The organism is Aquiflexum sp. TKW24L (assembly GCF_023502205.1).
Lineage (GTDB): Bacteria > Bacteroidota > Bacteroidia > Cytophagales > Cyclobacteriaceae > Cognataquiflexum.
This window is the reverse complement of the sequence record NZ_JAMFLG010000005.1, coordinates 57,954-77,173: the sequence shown is the minus strand read 5'-3', so window position 1 is coordinate 77,173 and position 19,220 is coordinate 57,954. Positions and strand designations below refer to the sequence as shown.

At 40.2% G+C, this 19,220-nt stretch carries 16 protein-coding genes; 6 read left to right on the top strand and 10 right to left on the bottom strand.

The window, feature by feature from the left end; genetic code table 11:
• Nucleotides 1-376: 376 nt before the first annotated feature.
• A complete protein-coding gene (locus tag M3O96_RS04945) occupies nucleotides 377-2,428 on the bottom strand; it encodes an alpha-L-fucosidase (RefSeq protein ID WP_249719297.1) in 2,052 nt (683 codons plus the stop codon).
• A gap of 247 nt (nucleotides 2,429-2,675) precedes the next feature.
• On the opposite strand from M3O96_RS04945, the gene alr reads away from it, so the two are divergent.
• Complete coding sequence (alr, locus tag M3O96_RS04940) at nucleotides 2,676-3,830, top strand: alanine racemase (protein ID WP_249719192.1); 1,155 nt, start codon at nucleotides 2,676-2,678, stop codon at nucleotides 3,828-3,830.
• 19 nt (nucleotides 3,831-3,849) lie between these two features.
• Here the strand turns inward: alr and M3O96_RS04935 are convergent, their stop codons facing one another.
• From M3O96_RS04935 to gloA2, 5 genes are all read right to left on the bottom strand, one after another.
• Nucleotides 3,850-4,644 carry a hypothetical protein gene (locus tag M3O96_RS04935; protein WP_249719191.1) on the bottom strand — a complete coding sequence of 265 codons (795 nt, stop codon included), beginning with the start codon at nucleotides 4,642-4,644 and terminating at the stop codon, nucleotides 3,850-3,852.
• A 213-nt stretch (nucleotides 4,645-4,857) separates the two neighbouring features.
• Nucleotides 4,858-5,853 carry a hypothetical protein gene (locus M3O96_RS04930; protein WP_249719190.1) on the bottom strand — a complete coding sequence of 332 codons (996 nt, stop codon included), beginning with the start codon at nucleotides 5,851-5,853 and terminating at the stop codon, nucleotides 4,858-4,860.
• The gene (locus M3O96_RS04925; protein WP_249719189.1) at nucleotides 5,850-6,677 is read right to left on the bottom strand and encodes a DUF4349 domain-containing protein; all 828 of its coding nucleotides are present in this window, start codon (nucleotides 6,675-6,677) and stop codon (nucleotides 5,850-5,852) included. Before M3O96_RS04925 ends, M3O96_RS04930 begins: the two co-directional genes overlap by 4 nt.
• Before the next feature lie 94 nt (nucleotides 6,678-6,771).
• Complete coding sequence (locus M3O96_RS04920; protein WP_249719188.1) at nucleotides 6,772-7,224, bottom strand: DUF8479 domain-containing protein; 453 nt, start codon at nucleotides 7,222-7,224, stop codon at nucleotides 6,772-6,774.
• Nucleotides 7,225-7,315: 91 nt separating this feature from the next.
• Nucleotides 7,316-7,708, bottom strand: coding sequence for an SMU1112c/YaeR family gloxylase I-like metalloprotein (gene gloA2 / locus M3O96_RS04915; protein ID WP_249719187.1), 393 nt, complete (start codon nucleotides 7,706-7,708; stop codon nucleotides 7,316-7,318).
• A gap of 437 nt (nucleotides 7,709-8,145) precedes the next feature.
• On the opposite strand from gloA2, the gene M3O96_RS04910 reads away from it, so the two are divergent.
• The 4 genes from M3O96_RS04910 (at nucleotide 8,146) to M3O96_RS04895 (ending at nucleotide 13,871) form a co-directional block, all read left to right on the top strand.
• Nucleotides 8,146-9,369 (top strand): glycosyltransferase family 1 protein, encoded by a 1,224-nt coding sequence (locus M3O96_RS04910; RefSeq protein WP_249719186.1) that lies wholly within the window; start codon nucleotides 8,146-8,148, stop codon nucleotides 9,367-9,369.
• Complete coding sequence (gene glf, locus M3O96_RS04905) at nucleotides 9,293-10,426, top strand: UDP-galactopyranose mutase (protein WP_249719185.1); 1,134 nt, start codon at nucleotides 9,293-9,295, stop codon at nucleotides 10,424-10,426. Before M3O96_RS04910 ends, glf begins: the two co-directional genes overlap by 77 nt.
• An 84-nt stretch (nucleotides 10,427-10,510) precedes the next feature.
• A complete protein-coding gene (locus M3O96_RS04900) occupies nucleotides 10,511-12,649 on the top strand; it encodes a family 1 glycosylhydrolase (protein WP_249719184.1) in 2,139 nt (712 codons plus the stop codon).
• Nucleotides 12,650-12,665: 16 nt separating this feature from the next.
• Nucleotides 12,666-13,871, top strand: a complete 1,206-nt coding sequence (locus M3O96_RS04895; protein ID WP_249719183.1) for a family 1 glycosylhydrolase — start codon at nucleotides 12,666-12,668, stop codon at nucleotides 13,869-13,871.
• On the opposite strand, the gene M3O96_RS04890 is transcribed toward M3O96_RS04895, so the two are convergent.
• Nucleotides 13,872-14,075: a hypothetical protein gene (locus M3O96_RS04890; RefSeq protein WP_249719182.1), complete on the bottom strand. Its 204-nt coding sequence runs from the start codon at nucleotides 14,073-14,075 to the stop codon at nucleotides 13,872-13,874. It abuts the gene before it with no gap.
• 504 nt (nucleotides 14,076-14,579) lie between these two features.
• On the opposite strand from M3O96_RS04890, the gene M3O96_RS04885 reads away from it, so the two are divergent.
• The gene (locus M3O96_RS04885; protein WP_249719181.1) at nucleotides 14,580-15,647 is read left to right on the top strand and encodes a DUF748 domain-containing protein; all 1,068 of its coding nucleotides are present in this window, start codon (nucleotides 14,580-14,582) and stop codon (nucleotides 15,645-15,647) included.
• A 58-nt stretch (nucleotides 15,648-15,705) separates the two neighbouring features.
• On the opposite strand, the gene M3O96_RS04880 is transcribed toward M3O96_RS04885, so the two are convergent.
• The 3 genes from M3O96_RS04880 to M3O96_RS04870 form a co-directional block, all read right to left on the bottom strand.
• The gene (locus tag M3O96_RS04880; RefSeq protein WP_249719180.1) at nucleotides 15,706-16,608 is read right to left on the bottom strand and encodes an NAD-dependent epimerase/dehydratase family protein; all 903 of its coding nucleotides are present in this window, start codon (nucleotides 16,606-16,608) and stop codon (nucleotides 15,706-15,708) included.
• A gap of 254 nt (nucleotides 16,609-16,862) precedes the next feature.
• On the bottom strand, nucleotides 16,863-17,120 hold the full coding sequence (locus tag M3O96_RS04875) for a hypothetical protein (RefSeq protein ID WP_249719179.1): 258 nt from the start codon (nucleotides 17,118-17,120) through the stop codon (nucleotides 16,863-16,865).
• 293 nt (nucleotides 17,121-17,413) lie between these two features.
• The gene (locus M3O96_RS04870) at nucleotides 17,414-19,213 is read right to left on the bottom strand and encodes an acyl-CoA dehydrogenase FadE (RefSeq protein WP_249719178.1); all 1,800 of its coding nucleotides are present in this window, start codon (nucleotides 19,211-19,213) and stop codon (nucleotides 17,414-17,416) included.
• Nucleotides 19,214-19,220: the final 7 nt, after the last annotated feature.

Sequence of the window (19,220 nt, the reverse complement as noted above, 5' to 3'; positions counted from 1 at the left end):
CCTAGAATGAGAAATGGATTGGAGTTTACCTAAAGCTAAAGCAGTTGGAAATTTAACCATCACAATGAAAGTTATTGAGGGTTTCTGAATAAAAAGGATCAATATAAGACTGTGGCTAAAGCCTAGTTTGTAGGTAATAAATTCAATTAAACCACCAGCTAAAGCAGGTGGAAATCAGTAACCTGAAGGAAGTTGATTTGAGGTTAAAGGCAAAAAATTCCAAATAGAATATTGCTTCTATAGTTTTCGCTAAACCAACCAACTAGCTCTATCCTCCATTAAATATAATTACCATGGCTAAAGCCTTTTTTCAATATTGAATTAAAATTTTCCACCAGGTAAAGCAGGTGGAAATCACAATAACACAAGAGATCCCTCACTTCGTCAGCACACCGACCTCCGCAAAAGAAGCAGGCTGGTTATCTGTTGTGAAAATGGATTTGAGTTTAATAAAATGGACTTGGGAAGGAGCAAAGTTGACCACTTGCTCGATCGGATTATTTTTGATATTTGAAAACTCCCCTGTGGCCAAAGCCTTCCAGGATTTCCCATCCCTACTTCCTTCAAAAACATATTTCGAAATGACCCCAATCATAAACCTGTTTTGTGGTGGCCAATAAGTAAAACCACTAATGACGACGGATTCACCCAAATCTATGACCACCTCATTTTGCCCACTTTTCCAAAAGGTCTGTGAATCTTCGTCAATCACTTTTGTAGCATTTTCGTCTTGATTCACCACTTTCCATTTGGCTTTGGGTATATCCAGGTTATGAACCAAAACTTCACTTTTTTTCCCACTTTGACTATCAAAAGCCATTGCCTTAATGGTGGTTGGCTCGGAAATGCTTATCGGATTTTCATATTTGGTACTGTTCTCATTGGGTTCTGAACCGTCTAAGGTGTAGAAAATTTCCACTCCTTTTTCGGGAACCTGGAGCGTCACTTCTCCTGATTTTGATCTGATCAACTCAGGTTCAGTGACGAGCTTTGGCGCATAGAATATACCGATATTGGATATCGTAGGACTGGATTTTGCATCGATAATGGTGAAGCGGACCTGTTTTGCCAACACATCATCAAACCTCAAAATCCTTTTTATTCCCACGGTTGTTCCTTGATAGATTTCCTCCCAACCGGTTTCAGTCTCTACTTCCAAAGTAAACGACTTGATCCTTTGCCCGAGTGGGATATATTCCTGTGCCACAAACCTATTGACAATGGTCGGTTCTGCCAAAGTCAAAACAATACTGCTTTGAATCACGCCATCTTCCGAAGCCCAATAGCTTTCCTTGTTGTCATCGGTCACATTCACTGCTTCATATCCTTTTCCCCTTTCATTGCTAGCTGATACTTTTGCAGTTTTGGCCAGATCGACAGCAAAATCCTCTTTGATTTTATCTGACAATTTCATGATCTGCTCCACATCTTTTTCATGAATCAAACCCCGTCTATCGACAGGAAAGTTGATGAGCAAAGAACTGTTTTGGCCGATGCTTTTGTAATAAATCTCCAACAACTGTGGCAAGGTCCGTACTTTGTGGTCTTCATATTCATGGTAATACCATCCCGGTCTGATCGAGACATCCGACTCTGCCGGAACCCAATGTGTCCCATTTTCTTGACCCGAAGCATATCTCTCTGGATAGTCGGGCATCCCTGCATAGACCGAATCCCGCATCAGATTGCCCCAAGTCGTCTCGTAGGCAAATCCGTGTTCATTTCCTACCCAACGCACGTCGGGTCCACCATCGCTGAACATCACCGCTCCGGGCTGTAATTCGCGGACAAGGTTATAGGTATTTTCCCAATCATAATAAGTCAGCTTATCCACCGTCCGGACTTCATTGGCACCACCATAGTACCCATCTCCCCCATTGGCCCCGTCAAACCAAACTTCAAAAATATCACCATAATTGGTCAACAACTCAGTAAGTTGATTACGCATATAAGTGATGTATTCAGGTTTGCCATAGTCGGCATGATTGCGGTCCCAAGGAGAATAATAAATCCCGAATTTCAGCCCGTACTCCTTACAGGCATCCGACAGTTCACGGATCAAATCACCATTTCCATCCTTCCAAGGTGAATTTTTGACCGAATGCTCTGTGTAAGCTGAAGGCCAAAGGCAAAATCCATCATGGTGCTTGGCGGTAATGATGATCCCTTTCATTCCGGCATCTTTGGCGACCTTTGCCCACTGCCTTGTATCCAATGCAGTCGGGTTAAATTCTGAAGGATGTTCGTTCCCCATTCCCCATTCCATATCCGAAAAAGTGTTCATGTTAAAATGCACAAAGCCATAGTATTCCAACTCATGCCAGGCGAGTTGTCTCGGTGAAGGAATGGGTTCAACCAGAGCCGGAGGACTTACTTCTTTACTTTCACAGGCCAAAAGAATCAAAAGTGGGAGGAGGTATTTTTTCATCATATTCAATTGAAAAGGAATATTAATAAAAAATCTTCAAAAGGTTGATGACATTTTTTGATTGACACGATGAGGTCTTAATAAACAATATGACAAGATTAATGGTACGCTCAAAAGGGTTAAAACAATGGACAATGGTCTAAATCATGAGGTTCTTGAATATTTTTAAGCAAAAATTTCTGACGCAAAGAGAGAACCAATCAGGAAATGATAGGTTCCAATGCTTCCAAATTGTATAATTTGCAGGATGCGTCATACTTCCTACATAGAGATCAGTCGACAAGCCTACAGGCAAAATATGGATTTTTTGAAATCTGATATCGGTCCCAAAACCGAGATATCTGTGGTCGTCAAGGGCAATGCTTATGGACATGGCATTGAAAATATTGTTCATTTGGCTGAAGAAAACGGCATCCGACACTTCAGTACCTTCAGCGCAGATGAGGCTTTGCGGGTACATGAGGCAAGTAAATCGGACAGTGAAATCATGATTATGGGCATGCTGGAAAATGAAGATTTGGAGGAAATTATTCTAAAAGGAATCAGCTTTTACGTTTTTGAATTTGAACGATTGGATGCAGCAATCAAGATGTCGAAAAAGCTAAATGTCAAGGCCAAAATCCATATCGAAGTGGAAACAGGATTTCACAGAACAGGATTTGAAGGGGAAGAAAAAGAAGCCTTGTTGGAGATTCTGAAAGAAAATGCCGAACAACTTTCACTCAAAGGTCTATGCACCCACTATGCAGGAGCAGAAAGCATCAGCAACTATGTACGTGTCCGCAAGCAGATCAAGCTATATAAGAAATTCAAAACCTGGTTTGAATCACAAGGTCTAAAATTTGATAAGCACCATACTGCCTGCTCGGCCGCAACACTTCTTTATCCTGAAACAAAAATGGATCTAGTCAGACTTGGAATAACTTCCTATGGATTTTGGCCGACACAGGAAACCTATATGTACCGGTACCAATCTTTGCCAGCAAACAATAAAAATCCTCTCAAAAGACTTATCAGCTGGAAAAGTAGCGTGATGAATATCAAATCAGTCAAAATGGGTGAATTTATCGGATATGGCTCGAGCTACATGGCGCCAAAAGACATGAAGATCGCTTTGGTGCCGATCGGCTATGGGCATGGATACAGCCGTTTACTCAGCAACCAGGGTAAAGTCCTCATTTCCGGAAAGATCGTTTTCGTCACAGGAACAGTCACGATGAACAGCATAGCTGTGGATGTTACTGATTTGGAAAAAGTAAAGAAGGGAGATGAGGTTGTTATCATTGGTGTTCAAGGCGAACTTGAAATCACCGTCGCCTCCTTTGGAGAATCCAGCCAACAGGTAAATTATGAATTGCTTACGAGATTGCCTTTGGACATACCAAGAAGAATGGTGGAATAATCATGGTTTTATTCAGTGATTATAGGAAATGCTTGGGACTTCCCAATAAATAAAGTTTTTTTCCTCCCTTTCCTTTTACTTTACCCATTTCCCAGCCATAATCCCCATCCGACAATCCCCGGATCAGTTCCTCCATGTCGTCCAAAGTATAGGTTCGGGCATTGGATACAGCACCATCCCAAGCGATGAAAAAAGGTAAAATTGGAATAAGATAAGTAAAAACCAATTGCTGCCAAGAGATGGGACGTACGATTGGGGTTACGAAAAATGTCATAATAAACGCAAAAGGTATTGCGAGCCACCAAAGAAAAATAGGTGGGGTATTGTCAGAGATTTCAAAAATCAGAATTGGCTGATGTGCCACTTTGGCATTATTTAATATTTTTTTTGCGACTTCCGGCTTCATGTGGTGCATGCTGCTGACCATTGTACGAAGTCCAACAAGACCTTTGCGGACTTGCGTAGCATCCAAAGAATCTATCAGGTAAGTGACCGATTCATCGCCTTTTTGATTGAGGGACCTGGCAGCTTCTTGGTCGGGATACAGATCGCTCAACATGAGCTTTAAGTCCGGAAATTTTCCTGAGGTTTTTAGCTTTTCTGCCACCTCAAGCATAGGGCCTCCACTACCTGAACATAGATCGATAATCCTAGTAGCCTCTGATCTTTGAAGGCCTTTTTCGACTAGTTCCTCTAAAATACCTGGCGTGTCAAGAACCCTGTGGAATGTCATGATGTACCTTGTCATCAAAACCCTGATCCAATCCGGAAACCATGGCATGTCCTCAAATTCAAAGAGATGGATTCTTTTCATGGTTTCGATAGCTTGGGCTTGTCAGATTCATACGCAGTTATCGAATTTAATGAAAATCCAAATTAATTGATAATCAATGGTTTGAAAAGAAAATCATAGCACCAACTTTTTTTTAAACCTATATCAAAGACAGCACTTAAAAGAGCAAAGATTAATTTTTGAAATATCAGCTTGTTACAAACGATTTATTTGCCTTTGATCGTCTCCCAACTCTCACTTTTTCCTGAGCTCCGAAAACTTCTTTACCTGCAACACTTCCAGTTCACGGGTAAGACTTTTCAAATCCTGCATCATGAGGTTGATCTGCGATCCAAGCTGATCGTACATACTTGCTCTTTCCGCAAGTTCATCGCTCAGATATACACCTCCACCTCCAAAAAACTTCTCAATCAAAGCCTCTTTGTCTTTTGGCTTGACATTGTCAAATAATCCCAATCCTATCCATTTTTCAATGATTTCTTCCCTTATGGAAAGCTGCTTTTCCTCTTCAGGATAGACATAATTGAGATAATACCAAACTGAAGCAGGGAAATAACTCGCAGTCTGGGGACCTTCCCATATCTCTTGCAAATGATTTCTAGGGTGTTGAAAAGTCACTTTCTTTTTGTTGACCAAAATCATCACACCCAATGTTGCCCCCAAAATCCCCGTACCCAATGCAATGTATTCACCTGTCTTGCCTTGGTCAAAATATGCAGTGGTCAAAATGGCCCCAACTGCCCCGACCACGATAGACGCAACCGTCAACTTGGTATCTATATCATCTTCTTTTGCTTTGAGGTAGTTTGCAATCTGTTCGATACGCTCCTCCTCACAACCCAATTCGGCAGATTCAGAAGAAATCTCTAATTCTGCAAAACCTATGCGATGCGAAAGTTTCTGGTAAAGTTCCAGGTGGCTGAGCCGTTTTTCAAAACTTGGATCCGCATAGAAATCCTCGAGACCCACTAGGTATCTTTCAAGCAAATCCAAAATCCCCATGGCATTGGCGATGTTAATGCTAGATTTGGAAAAGTTGTTTTGGAGGCTTTCAGGAATGGTAAGGGTATGCAGGGGAGCAGGAATCTGATCCTCTGCATATTCATAAAAATATTCCTGAAAGCAATTGCTCTTGTCTAACCGTAGGTTGATGTTTGAATCCTGAATGCTCGCACAGGAAAAAAACAATAGCACAAAAATTAGAAATACACCAGTTCTGCTCAGGCTCATGGATGGTTCTTGTTTTTCCTTTTCAAATAAATCACCAAAATAAAAATTATAGCTCCCGCAAAAAAGAAAGGCCAAAGTGTCACCAATCCAACCACTACAGAAATAAATATCTGCCAACCATTATCCAAAGCATTGAATATCCTCACCCAGAATCCTTTCTTTTTGGGTGAATTCAATTCATATGGCAACTCTTCATAAAATTGCACCTGAAGGGAACTGAATTTGATCTGCTTGCTGAGGTAATTGAATTGTCCCTCCATCATTTCGACATCAGTCCTGACCTCGGTGAGATTGCGTTCGATTTCGAGGATATCCTTGACCTGATTGGCTTTGGATAATATTTCCCGGTATCTGATTTCAAGTTCCTTTTTGTTTTGGATCCGGCTTTGGAGGTCGTAGTACCTTTCGGTCACATCATCCACATTGGAATTTTTGCTTTCGACCCGATAGGCAATAGCGGAAATAGTATTTAATAAGCTATCAAAATTATCTGATGGAACCCGGATACTGAGGGTATAGCTTTTTCTGTAATTGTCATTGAATTGGTTTTCATTTTCCAAATAGGCATTGAATCCTCCAAGCATATTTTTAATCTGCTGATAATCATTTTCCAAATCCTCTGATTGGAAATTGATGCCTCCGGACCGTACGAGTTTTTGACTAATATCCTGCGATAGAAGCATCTTCTCTGAAGGTGGAGCTTCTTGTCTGGTTGCGGGAATCTCAAGGACCTCATTATACTCTCCTCCGAAACTGTCAACACTTTCAGAGGGATTATTGGAACAGGCGGCAATGATAAATGCCATGGTGAAAAATAGCTTCATAGAATTCGGGTTAATTTCAACCAAAATTTAAGGAAAAAGCAGCTAACAAAACCTTGTTTAAAGGATATGTTTTTTGTCCAATGAATCTTACAATTCAGCGGTAATCTTTGGAAGTAAAGCTCAAATCAAAAAGGTGCTTGTTGTTTTTGTCTTGGTAGGTGTAGGTCATGGCAGTCCCATATTCCCTGAAATATTGAAGGTCTGGATTGTTTTTGATATTGTCCAAAATCTGTGTCCATAGAAATTCCCTAAGTTCTTCCTCCTCAAACTTCCCTTTTTCCATATTTACCAAGGTATAGTGGTAAAGGAAAATTTCTCCCCTCTTTGTTTCAGTTCTGTCAAGGCGGGTATTCTCATCTACTAATAGAGGGGTAGATTTATTGATTTCGACAGAAAGCATCTTCAATTGTTTGTCAAAAGCCGAATCGGTAAAAAATAACTTCTTGACGGCAAAGGCCGAAGTCAAGACAATGATCAGACTTAAAAACAAAATGACCTTTTTTCTTTTGGAGGCTAGTTCTTTTGCTTTTGGATTCACTGGTTCCATGCTTGGGTGGATTAAAACTTGTGAAAATTACTTATTATTTTTTGGAATAACACAATGACGGAATCAGTGAGCTTTTCCTATCCAACCATTACTACTTCTCATAAAACTCGATCGGTAATCCATCAGGATCAGAGATAAAGGTAAACCTCTTGCCGGTAAACTCATCGATCCTAGTAGGTTCAAAATCCACCTTATTTTTTCCCATTTCTTCCAAAACCTCTTCCAAATCCTCCACCTCAAATGCCAAATGTCTCAAACCAGTGGCCTCAGGTCTCGAAAGTCTATTGGGAGGGTCGGTAAATGAAAATAATTCGATGACATATTCACCATTTAAGCTAAGGTCCAACTTGTAGGAATCTCTTTCTTCGCGATATACTTCTCTGATAATATCCATTCCCAACACCTCTGTATAAAACTGTTTAGACTTTTGGTAATCGGAGCAGATGATGGCAATGTGGTGGATGTGGCTGAGCAGTTTTTTCATGGTTCAGGTTGTCATTCAATAAATAATGGAGGCTTTTGGGGTATTTTAATTGCAAAATACTGTTTCATTTTATTCAAAACTGAGCTTCCCGTAAGGTAATAATCTACCAACTTATATCCTCCTAGGTACGCTCAAATAGGATTTGGCGCTTTTTCAGGTCATATCTTAGGGAACGATGCTATCGTTTTCGCATCGAATGTGTAACACAAATGGAAGAATGGTATAACTCTTTCTGAATTTTGTATAACACTAATTCTTTCAGGAGTGATGAAATTTGTAATCCTGAAAGCTTACAAAACCCCAAATAAATCAAGGTTGGAGTCCTCCTAATTGGGTAAGAAATTGATAGATAGCTGTGTACCTCTAAAATATGTCATAGCAATATTAGTTCTTTTCTTAGATGGACTATGATTAATAATCGCTTAATAATAAAAAAGATGATCGAAAAAAACATCACCATGCAGCTAGTCTGCTTTTCCCATTTGTCCTGGAAATTTGTATACCAGCGTCCACAGCATCTGCTAAGCCGCTTTACAAAAAAATATGCTGTCTATTATATAGAAGAGTTTATATACAGTGCCGAAGAAGATGGGTATTCCATCACTGTCACCGATGAGCATGTAAATGTCATTGTGCCTCACTTGTCCAACAGCTACCATGGATTGAATGAAACAAAAAGAGTAGAGTTTATTGTAAAAAAACTTTTCAAAGAGCATTCCATCTCAAATTATTTATTCTGGTATTATACGCCAATGGCATTGGCCTATACTGAGGATTTTAATCCTAAAGCGGTCGTTTATGACTGCATGGATGAACTCAGTGCATTCAAATTTGCTCCTCCTGCATTAAAAGTATTTGAACAGGAATTATTCAAAAAGGCTGATGTCGTATTTACCGGTGGCAATAGTCTTTACAAGGCAAAGAAGTCGCAACATCATAATATTTTTTCTTTTCCAAGCAGTATTGACAAAGCTCATTTTAGAGCAGCTAGAAGCATCAATGAGGATGTAGCTGATCAGTCAAACATTCCACATCCAAGATTAGGTTTTTATGGCGTGATAGATGAACGCTTTGATATAGAATTAATCAGGCAAGCTGCAGATGCCCAACCTGACTGGCATTTTGTATTGGTAGGTCCGGTGGTAAAGATTGATCCTGCCACACTGCCGCAAAATAATAATATTCATTATCTGGGTTCCAAAACATATGAGCAGTTGCCTCTTTACCTCAGCGGATGGGACATTGCGTTGATTCCTTTTGCAATCAATGAATCGACAAAATTCATCAGCCCCACCAAAACACCGGAATACCTTGCCGCAGGCAAGCCGGTTATCTCCTCGGCCATTACTGACGTGATCCATCCTTACCATGATTTGGGTTTGGTGCATGTCATAGAAACCGCAGAAGAGCTGGTCCAAAAAGCTTCATTAGAATTAGGCCTGGTCGATACCAGTGAGTGGCTGACACAAGTGGACGAATATCTCAGTGCCATCTCATGGGACGCCACCTGGGGAAGGATGGATGAATTGATGCAGATTGAAATTAATAAGAATCAAAATTTACTTACCGAAAAAATCAATAAACATGTACGATTACTTAATAGTGGGGGCAGGACTGGCAGGGTCGGTACTGGCAGAAAGGTTGGCATCAATCGCCAATAAAAAAGTTTTATTGATAGATAAGAGAAACCACATCGGTGGCAACACCTATGACTATTATAACAGCGATGGGATTTTAGTACATAAATATGGTCCTCATATTTTCCATACCAACAGCAAAGAAGTATTCGATTATCTCGGATACTTCACTGAATGGCGTCCCTACGAACACCACGTATTGGCAAGTGTGGATGGACAGCTTGTGCCTATTCCCATCAATCAAAATACCGTCAATGCCTTATATGGTTTGAATCTCTCAGGCGAGCAGGTTCAGGATTTTTTCAATTCAAAAGCTGAAAAAAAAGACCAGATACTTACTTCTGAGGATGTAGTGGTCAGTGTAGTAGGCAGAGAATTGTACGAAAAATTTTTTAAGCATTATACTATCAAGCAATGGGCATTGGATCCATCAGAACTTGACGCTTCTGTCACTGCAAGAGTACCAACTCGAACCAACAAAGACAATAGGTATTTTACAGATGTGTTTCAGGCAATGCCTTTGGAAGGTTATACCAATATGTTTCATCGCTTATTGGATCATCCCAATATCAATATCATGCTCAACACCGATTATAAAGACGTGTTGGATGAAATCAATTACAAGACTTTAATTTATACAGGTCCGATTGATGGTTATTTCGATTATTGTTTTGGAAAACTCCCTTACCGTTCCATCAATTTCAAAAGCCAAACCATAGACACGGAAAATTATCAGGCAACCGGTACCGTAAATTATCCAATGAGTCAGGGATATACCAGGATCACAGAATTCAAGCACCTGACCGGACAGAGGCATGAGAAAACTTCCATAGTATATGAATATCCTACTGCAGAAGGCGATCCGTACTACCCCATTCCAAGAAAAGAAAATACAGAGATCTACAACCAATATAAAACATTGGCTGCATCAGAACCCAATACCTATTTCACAGGAAGGTTAGGCACATATAAATATTACAATATGGATCAGGTAGTCGCGCAATCATTGGCTTTGTTCAAAAAAATAAATAAAGAAGTGGTGGCTATCAATGGCAATGGGTTAGTATCAGCAGCTATATAGGGTTAATCGAAGTGAATTTTCAAACTTACACTTTAATATGAATTTACATTATGTAAGTAATACAGTTAACGAAATAAATTTTCAATGAAAAATCAATTCCCTTTTCAGAAACCTGAAATTTGGGGTGGTATAGAGTGTACTATTAATCGTATTCAAAATAACTACCGTGACCAATTGGATCTATTAGGTCATTATGAAAGAGCTGACGATCTCAATCATATTGCCCAGTTAGGCATCAAAGCCCTGCGATATCCAGTTTTATGGGAACATCATCAACAAACACCAAAGCAAGCAATGAATTGGGATTGGATAGAAAACCAATTGAATTTATTGAATGCACTCAACATAGTTCCCATAGCGGGTTTGGTTCATCATGGAAGCGGACCTTCTAATACCAATCTTCTGGACGATAGGTTCCCTTATCACCTTGCAGATTATGCCAGTCAGGTAGCTGCAAAATTTCCAAAGTTGGAATATTATACGCCGGTGAATGAACCACTCACTACTGCCCGATTTAGCGGACTTTATGGTTTTTGGTATCCCCATGCTGCAGACGATTTAAGTTTTGCAACCATGCTCATTAACCAAGTCAAAGGCGTGGTACTTGCCATGAAGGCAATAAGAAAAATTAATCCGGCGGCAAAACTTGTTCAAACAGAAGATTTAGCCAAAACTCATAGCACGCCTTTATTAAAATACCAGGCAGATTTTGAAAACAACAGGCGCTGGCTTACATATGACTTACTTTGCGGAAAGGTAAATAACCAACACCCGCTTTGGCAGTATTTTTTGTATGTAGGGATTAAGGAAAATGAGCTTGATTTTTTGCAGGAAAACACCTGTGTTCCTGACATTATCGGATTGAATTATTATGTAACCTCCGAAAGATATCTGGATGAAAATCTTGACAATTATCCGAGTTATACACACGGTGCGAATGGTCAACACCGGTATGCAGATACAGAAATGGTGAGGGTTACAGACAAGAAAATTGATGGATTCAAGGCATTGGTAAAGGAAACCTGGAAGCGCTACAAGTTGCCTATAGCGATTACTGAAGTACATCTTAATTGCACCCGTGAAGAACAAATGAGGTGGTTTAAGGAAATTTGGGACGAAGCTAACCAATTATCCCAAGAAGGAATTAACCTCAAAGCCGTGACAGCATGGTCACTTTTGGGCGCTTATGATTGGAATAGTTTATTGACTGAAAGCAATTTTCATTACGAGACAGGCGTGTTTGATATTCGAAACAATAAATTACGTCCAACAGCTGCTGTAAAACTGATCAAATCATTAAGTGAAAATAATGATTACCAACATCCTCTTTTGGACCAAAAAGGCTGGTGGCATAATTCGGAACATCTTAAAGTTCCAACCAACCAAGCACCAATTTTAATTATCGGGGAAACCGGTACCTTGGGCTCTGCTTTTGTTAATATCTGCAAAGCCAGAAAAATTCCTTTTGTAGCAATCTCAAGAGCTGATTTTGACATTTTTGATTTGGATAGTATAATAAATGCTTTCAAAAAATATAAGCCATGGGCGGTGGTCAATGCGACCGGATATGTAAGGGTAGATGATGCTGAATCTGACGCTCAAGAATGCTTTGCTGTAAATTCTACAGCTCCTGCATTGCTGTCTCAAGTTTCCAAAATGTTTAAAATACAGTTTTTGACATTTTCTTCTGACCTGGTTTTTAGTGGTTCCAAAAATAATCCTTACACCGAAACAGACATTGTAAGTCCCTTAAATGTGTACGGGGAAAGCAAAGTTTCAGGAGAGAAATTGGTAATTACAAATAATCCTGATGCCTTGATTATCAGGACAAGTGCATTTTTTGGTCCTTGGGACAAGAGTAATTTTGCTTATGATATTTTGCAGGCACAGCAACGCCAAACCCCAATTTCTGTTTTGAGTGATGTAGTTGTTTCGCCAACATATGTACCTGACTTGGTAAACACTGCACTAAATTTATTGATTGATGAAGAAAAAGGTATTTGGCATCTGAGCAATCAAGGAAGTCTGACCTGGGCTGATTTTGCTTCTGAAATTGCCTCACGAGGGGGAATGGCCCGTCCAAGTTTTAATACAAAAAAATTAATACAAATGAAATGGAAAGCAAAACGACCCCTCTACAGTGTATTGCATAGTGAAAGGGGCATTCTGCTACCAACTATAGAAAATGCCCTACATCGATATTTTGAAGAAAAGATTTATTAAAAAAATTTTATAAAATATGCTTGGAAGTAAATTCATGTTTGCCACAGGAATTGAGAATAGTTATCCCAATATTATGTTGCCGGATGGCACCATTAAGCGCGTGGATGAAATGGAAAAAACAGGCCATTACACCCACTGGGAAAAAGATTTTGAATTGGTCAAGGAAATGGGGATAGAGTTTTTACGCTACGGGCCTCCTTACTATAAAACACATCTGGCACCAGGAAAATATGATTGGGGGTTTACGGATGTCACCTTCAACCGGCTCAAAGAAATGGGCATAACACCATTGGTGGACCTTTGTCATTTTGGTCTCCCGGATTGGTTGGGAGATTTTCAAAATCCTGAATTCCCGGAATATTTTGCAGAGTATGCAAGTGCTTTTGCCACTAGGTTTCCTGACCTGCAATTTTATACCCCTGTCAATGAAATATTTATCACTGCCATGTTTTCTGCACAATATGGTTGGTGGAATGAAAGGCTGAGTTCCGACTGGGCTTTTGTAACTGCATTAAAAAACCTATCAAAAGCTAATGTGATGGCCATGCATGCCATTTTGAAAGTACAGCCTGACGCGACTTTTATCCAAAGTGAATCCACAGAATATTTTCATGCGATCGAACCAAAGGCTTTACCGCTTGCCCGTTTTCTGAATCAAAAAAGATTCCTCTCACTTGACCTGACTTATGGTTATCCTATCAATGTGACCATGTATGAATACCTGCTGGAGAATGGGATGACCAAAAGCGAGTATCATTGGTTTGCACAAAATCAGGTAAAAGCCAAGTGTGTCATGGGCAACGATTATTATGTGACCAACGAACACCTTGTACATCCCGATGGGTCTACACAAGCTTCCGGAGAGATCTTTGGATACTACGTTTTGACCAATCAGTATTACCAAAGGTACAAATTGCCCATCATGCATACTGAGACGAATATCAGAATGCCGGCTTGTAAAGAGTGGCTGCTAAAACAATGGGCCAACCTCCACCGACTCAAGCAAGATGGAGTGCCTATAATCGGTTTTACCTGGTACAGTCTATTGCACCAAGTTGATTGGGATTCTGCACTGAGAAGTGATGCCGGAAACATCAATGAACTGGGTCTCTATGACTTAGACAGAAAAATAATGCCTGTAGGAGAAGCCTACAAGCATCTTATTAAAGAGTGGAAGGATATTCTTTTAGAGGAAAGCTATGGGCTTCTCTTTCACCATTGATTATTTGGTGAACATGACATTCTCTTTAATGATGTCAGCTGTATAGTGTGAAAATAAATCGTGAGCGTTGATTCTGTCGGAACCGTGACCAGTTTTGCTATCTGAAGGCAATTCTTTATATGGCTGAATAAATGAATCGGCATCTTTATTCAACACTTTGTTTTTGAAGGCCTTTCTTTTCATTCTGATTTTAAAATTCTCCATGTCCTTGCGATTTAGATGTAGATGAAACGGTTACTAACTCACTTAAGTAACTTTTCATTTATACAAAAATGATTTATTTGCCTTCAAAAATTGTTATACAATTTCCATAATTTTTTGCAAAAAAAGAATACAATATAGACAAGCTTAACATTTTATAAAGTAAATATTGATTCATGATTTTAGGAAGATAAAAGCGAAATGAGCAAATATTGGAAAAATGAAAACTAACATTTAGCAGGTTTCCCAAGAGTAATTAATCCAATTTCTCTTTATTTTTTTTCTCGTTTGCACAAGAAATATTCATAAAAAAACCAATTCGAAGTACTTAATACCACACCAAATAAGCAGTGGGAGAATTTTACAACACTTCGGCACAATATAGTTACAACCGACAATCAGGCAGATAAAGATACAAATGTTACTTGCCGACAAGGAAATAGATTAGACCGATCCTGTTCAAGTGGCATAGTTGTTGAATTTTATAGTTTAGTAATTTAAATAAAAATGAAAAAAAGATATATCGTTTTGATTACGATACTTGGGTTGTTGGTTATCATTCGACTAATGCTACCCTACATCGCAAAGCAGCAGATCAATAAGGCATTGGCCAACATTGAAGGATATCATGGATCTATCAATGACCTGTCCATGAGCCTTTACAAAGGAGCATTCAATATTGGGGATTTAGTAATATATGAGGAAGCGTCAGAAGATCCTGAAACACCCTTTATCATCCTGCCGATTTTGGATTTCAGTATCGATTGGCGGGCTCTGTTAAAGGGTAGATTTGTTGCGGAAATTGAGATGGATTCATTGGAAGTAAATCTCACCGTGTTAAAGGAAGAAGAGAAAAAAAACGAACCAAGGATACGTTTCGCCGAACAATTGCAGGAATTCAATCCTGTTCAAATCAACAATCTGAAAATCACCAACGCCAAGATTTCTTACCTCGATCCTACGGTTGATCCTAAGGTTGATGTGTATTTTGATGGATTTAACCTCATTGGTGAGAACTTAAGTAATGTGGAAGATGAAGAAAAAGTCCTTCCAGGTTACATCAAAATTGATTCGAAAGCTATGGGTGAAGGCAGCATGGTCATGGAAATGCATGTAAACATTTTAAAGGAAATACCGGATTTTGACCTTAACCTCGCCTTTGAGGAAATTGATCTGGTGAAGTTCAACAGTTTCATGGAAGCCTATGCAAACCTTGAATTGAAAAGTGGGATACTCAGTGTCTTTACCGAATTGATTGTTAACAATGGAGAGATCAATGGCTACCTAAAGCCAGTTATCGAAAATTTTGAAGTTAATCAAGAAGCTGAGGACAGAAACCTCCCCGAAAAGGTATATGATGCTGTGGTTAATTTAGTTGGAAAAGTGTTAGAAAATCCAAAAGAAGAACAAATAGCCTCCAGAGTGGAACTTTCAGGTCATGTGGAAAATATCGAAAACGATCCTTGGCAGGCAGTTTTTGGTTTGTTGAGAAATGCATTTATTGAAGCCTATTCCAAAGAAATCGAAAATTCAATCAATTTCGGTAGTTCAGGAAGTGGGGGTAAAGGGAAATGAGTTGAGATGCCTATTGCAAATAAAAACTATAGAATAAACTGGAATTTTTTATCCTAGGTTATTCCCCTTTCACATATTTCCTCCAATTATGCTGTTCCTTGAATCCGAGCACTTCGCGAATTTTGCGGTTTGAAAACAAAGCTTCATGTTCATCCAGTTCACGGGTAATCGGAACTCCGGGGTAGAATTTTTCAGCCAACTCCTTGCTTGGGATAATCGCGCCGTTGTGGTCATTGCCAGCATTGAAAATCTGAAAACCCAAATCATCTTTTTGCAGACACAGGTCTACAATCTGTCCCAAGTCGCGCGCATCAATGTAGCAAAAGGCATTCCTTCGTCGGACTTCGGGGTTTTTGAAATAGTGAGGAAACAGTTCTGCGTACTCTTGGGGCTCGATCACATTTCCGATGCGAAGTGCATAAATGTCAAACCCCGACCTGCGCTGAAAACTGCGGGCCGTATGTTCATTAACCACCTTAGATAAGCCATAGCTGTCCATCGGATCGACGTCGTAGTCTTCCTCTAAGGGTAGTGATTTGGGATCGGTCGGGCCATCCGAAAAACAAATCCCATATGTTGTCTCCGACGAGGCTATGATGACCTTCTTGATGCCAAGCTTGACAGCTGCTTCGATGACATTATAAGTCCCGATGGTATTGACCCGGAAAGTTTCATTATCAGGCTTGATCAAAATCCTAGGCACGGCGGCAAAATGTACGACGGCATCAAACTTTGGGATGCCATTTCCCGGTTCCAACTCATCCAATGCAGCATAGGAACTCATGGCATTAAATATCTGTCCAGAGTCAGTGATATCAGCCGTTAGGTTATCCACCCCTGGATATTTCAAAGGCGTCAGGTCCACATTCATCACCCGATGTCCTTGATCGAGTAAGTACGGGATCACATGTTTTCCTGCCTTTCCTGATCCTCCGGTAAAAAATATTCGTTTTTTGGTCATGGTGTTTTAGGTTTGATGGTGATTTTATTTCTGACAAGATAAGCATCTCGCTGCAGCAAGAGTAGCTGATATAAAAATATTTACTTACCCTACCATACAAAAAACTAATTTTCCAACACCCAAGTCTTCCAAAGGGAATTTCAGAATTTAATCATCACCTTGCGATTAGGTTGTGATTGCAATGTTGGGCAAATTCTGTATCAAAAAATTTAATTCATTCTCTGAATAATCATTTCCATTAATAAACAATTGCTTTAATGTAATTGATAAGTTTTTATCTTTTTTCTACTGACACTTAGTATAGAAATTTTAGATAAGTTTCCAATGCTAACAGGAATCTTCGAAATTTCATTTGCTGCAAATATCAACACCTTAATGTTTTTTATATTTCTAATGCTTTCAGGTATTTCCTTTAATTTCACATAACTAGCACCGAATTGTTCTAATTTTTCAAGATTTCCTCTCAAAATCTCACTCACATAGCCTTTGATGTTTTCGGCGATCTTGGCCATCGGCAGGTAGTTGAGAGGTGAAGGGTCAGAAGTGGGGAAGTTTGAAGCCGGAAGTCAAAAGTTGGTGGGAAAGAAGCCAACCTAAAAAATAGCAAAAAAGCACCCTTTTTGGTAGGTTTCCTTTCTTTTGCGTCTTAGAGGCTTAGCGTGTGATAAAAAATAGTTCTCTTAGTTCTAGAGAAGCAGAAAAACAACTAAAAAGCCCCCATTACTGGAGGCTTTCTTTGCGTCATTGCGTCTTTGCGTGAGATGTTATCTCCGTGTCTTAGTGCCTTTTGTGGGCCTCAAAATTCTTAAGAAAAAGGATACTTCCCTTTCTCAATCATATAATCCGCCACCTGCCTTCTCAGCTCCTTGGTATTGACAAGGTCGGCTTTGGTGTATCTCTTCAATCCCATCAACATCACTTTCTGCTCGTCTCCTTTGGTAAATGCCGCAATGGCTTCTTTGGCTGCTGTTTGGATTTTTTCAACAGCCTCAAAAAGATACACCTGCGCCATCGCAATCTGCGGTTGACATGCTTCTTCACCTCTCAAGCTCACGAGTTTTTCTGTTCTCAGGATGACCGACTCAGCTGCATAGATTTCAATCATCAAGTCAGCAAGGTTCATCATCACTTCCTGCTCGGATTCAATCTTGTCAGCCAAAGCCATCGCTGCTTTTCCGCCCACCATGAGGAATACTTTTTTCAGTTTCTTGATGGTTTCTTTTTCCGCGGCAAATAACTCAGAAGTATCCAGTGTCTCGAAGCTCGGCACAGAAATCAATTCCGCCGAAACAGCCATAGCAGGTTCGAACAAGTTAATTTCTCCTTTCATCGCCCTTTTGAGCAACATGCCCACCATCAGCATGCGGTTGATTTCGTTGGTGCCTTCATAAATTCTGGAAATACGGGCATCCCTATAAGCACGCTCCATTGGTGCATCTGCAGAATAACCCATGCCACCATATACCTGCACGCCCTGATCGACGACATAGTCGAGGACTTCCGAACCGTGAACTTTGGCGATTGCCGCTTCAATGGCAAATTCTTCCAAAGCTTTCAATTTGGCTTGGGCATCCGGCATGCCTTCGGCAGCGAGTGAATCCATCCTGTCTTCAATGTCCTGTCCGGCACGATAGCAAAGTGATTCGCAGGCATAAGTCCTGACGGCCATTTCTGCCAATTTTTGCTTTATTGCCCCAAAGGTATTGATCGCTACGCCGAACTGCTTCCGCTCTCCGGCATATTTCACCGACATCGAAGCCACCGATCTACAGCCACCCAAAACGCCAGCGCCGAGTTTGATCCTGCCGATATTGAGGATATTCACCGCGATTTTGAAACCGTTTTGTCTTTCGGAAAGCATGTTTTCCACAGGGACTTTACAGTCATTGAAGAATACCTGACGGGTGGAAGAACCTTTGATACCCATTTTTTTCTCTTCCTCATTCATGGTAATGCCGCCAAATCCTTTTTCCACAATAAATGCGGTAAGGTTTTTATCGTTTTCGATTTTGGCAAATACAATGAATAGGTCAGCAAATCCAGCATTGGAGATCCACATTTTTTGTCCGGTTAGGAGGTAGTGTTTACCATCTTCTGTCAAAGTGGCTTTGGTCTTGCCACTGTTGGCATCTGAACCTGCATCCGGCTCAGTGAGACAATAGCAAGCAGCCCATTCGCCGGTAGCCAACTTGGGAAGGTATTTGGATTTTTGGTTCTCGTCGCCGTAATACAGAATCGGAAGTGTGCCTATACCTGTATGTGCGCCATAAGTAGTAGAAAAAGATCCTGCTCCACCGATGATGTCAGCGATGAGCATGGAAGAGTTGAAGCTCATTCCCATACCACCGAATTCCTCGGGGACAGCGATTCCTAAGAGACCGAGGTCTCCGGCCTTCTTGAAAATGGACGGAACAAGTTCCGGGTGCTTCATGCTGTCGATTTCTTCGCTCCGTGGATGGATTTCGGTATCGATAAAATCCTGACAGGCCTGCGCCATCATTTTTTGTTCTTCAGTAAATTCTTCAAAGATGAAGATGTCCTGTGCTTCGGTTTCCTTGACAAGGAATTCGCCGCCGTTGATTGAGGTTTTTGTTATTGTAGCCATTGTTTTA

What these genes read in the sequence shown, in the direction of transcription:
- M3O96_RS04945 (WP_249719297.1), bottom strand. Translation starts at nt 2,428, where the DNA reads ATGAAAAAATACCTCCTCCCACTTTTGATTCTTTTGGCCTGTGAAAGT.
- alr (WP_249719192.1), top strand. Translation starts at nt 2,676, where the DNA reads ATGCGTCATACTTCCTACATAGAGATCAGTCGACAAGCCTACAGGCAA.
- M3O96_RS04935 (WP_249719191.1), bottom strand. Translation starts at nt 4,644, where the DNA reads ATGAAAAGAATCCATCTCTTTGAATTTGAGGACATGCCATGGTTTCCG.
- M3O96_RS04930 (WP_249719190.1), bottom strand. Translation starts at nt 5,853, where the DNA reads ATGAGCCTGAGCAGAACTGGTGTATTTCTAATTTTTGTGCTATTGTTT.
- M3O96_RS04925 (WP_249719189.1), bottom strand. Translation starts at nt 6,677, where the DNA reads ATGAAGCTATTTTTCACCATGGCATTTATCATTGCCGCCTGTTCCAAT.
- M3O96_RS04920 (WP_249719188.1), bottom strand. Translation starts at nt 7,224, where the DNA reads ATGGAACCAGTGAATCCAAAAGCAAAAGAACTAGCCTCCAAAAGAAAA.
- gloA2 (WP_249719187.1), bottom strand. Translation starts at nt 7,708, where the DNA reads ATGAAAAAACTGCTCAGCCACATCCACCACATTGCCATCATCTGCTCC.
- M3O96_RS04910 (WP_249719186.1), top strand. Translation starts at nt 8,146, where the DNA reads ATGATCGAAAAAAACATCACCATGCAGCTAGTCTGCTTTTCCCATTTG.
- glf (WP_249719185.1), top strand. Translation starts at nt 9,293, where the DNA reads ATGTACGATTACTTAATAGTGGGGGCAGGACTGGCAGGGTCGGTACTG.
- M3O96_RS04900 (WP_249719184.1), top strand. Translation starts at nt 10,511, where the DNA reads ATGAAAAATCAATTCCCTTTTCAGAAACCTGAAATTTGGGGTGGTATA.
- M3O96_RS04895 (WP_249719183.1), top strand. Translation starts at nt 12,666, where the DNA reads ATGCTTGGAAGTAAATTCATGTTTGCCACAGGAATTGAGAATAGTTAT.
- M3O96_RS04890 (WP_249719182.1), bottom strand. Translation starts at nt 14,075, where the DNA reads ATGGAGAATTTTAAAATCAGAATGAAAAGAAAGGCCTTCAAAAACAAA.
- M3O96_RS04885 (WP_249719181.1), top strand. Translation starts at nt 14,580, where the DNA reads ATGAAAAAAAGATATATCGTTTTGATTACGATACTTGGGTTGTTGGTT.
- M3O96_RS04880 (WP_249719180.1), bottom strand. Translation starts at nt 16,608, where the DNA reads ATGACCAAAAAACGAATATTTTTTACCGGAGGATCAGGAAAGGCAGGA.
- M3O96_RS04875 (WP_249719179.1), bottom strand. Translation starts at nt 17,120, where the DNA reads ATGGCCAAGATCGCCGAAAACATCAAAGGCTATGTGAGTGAGATTTTG.
- M3O96_RS04870 (WP_249719178.1), bottom strand. Translation starts at nt 19,213, where the DNA reads ATGGCTACAATAACAAAAACCTCAATCAACGGCGGCGAATTCCTTGTC.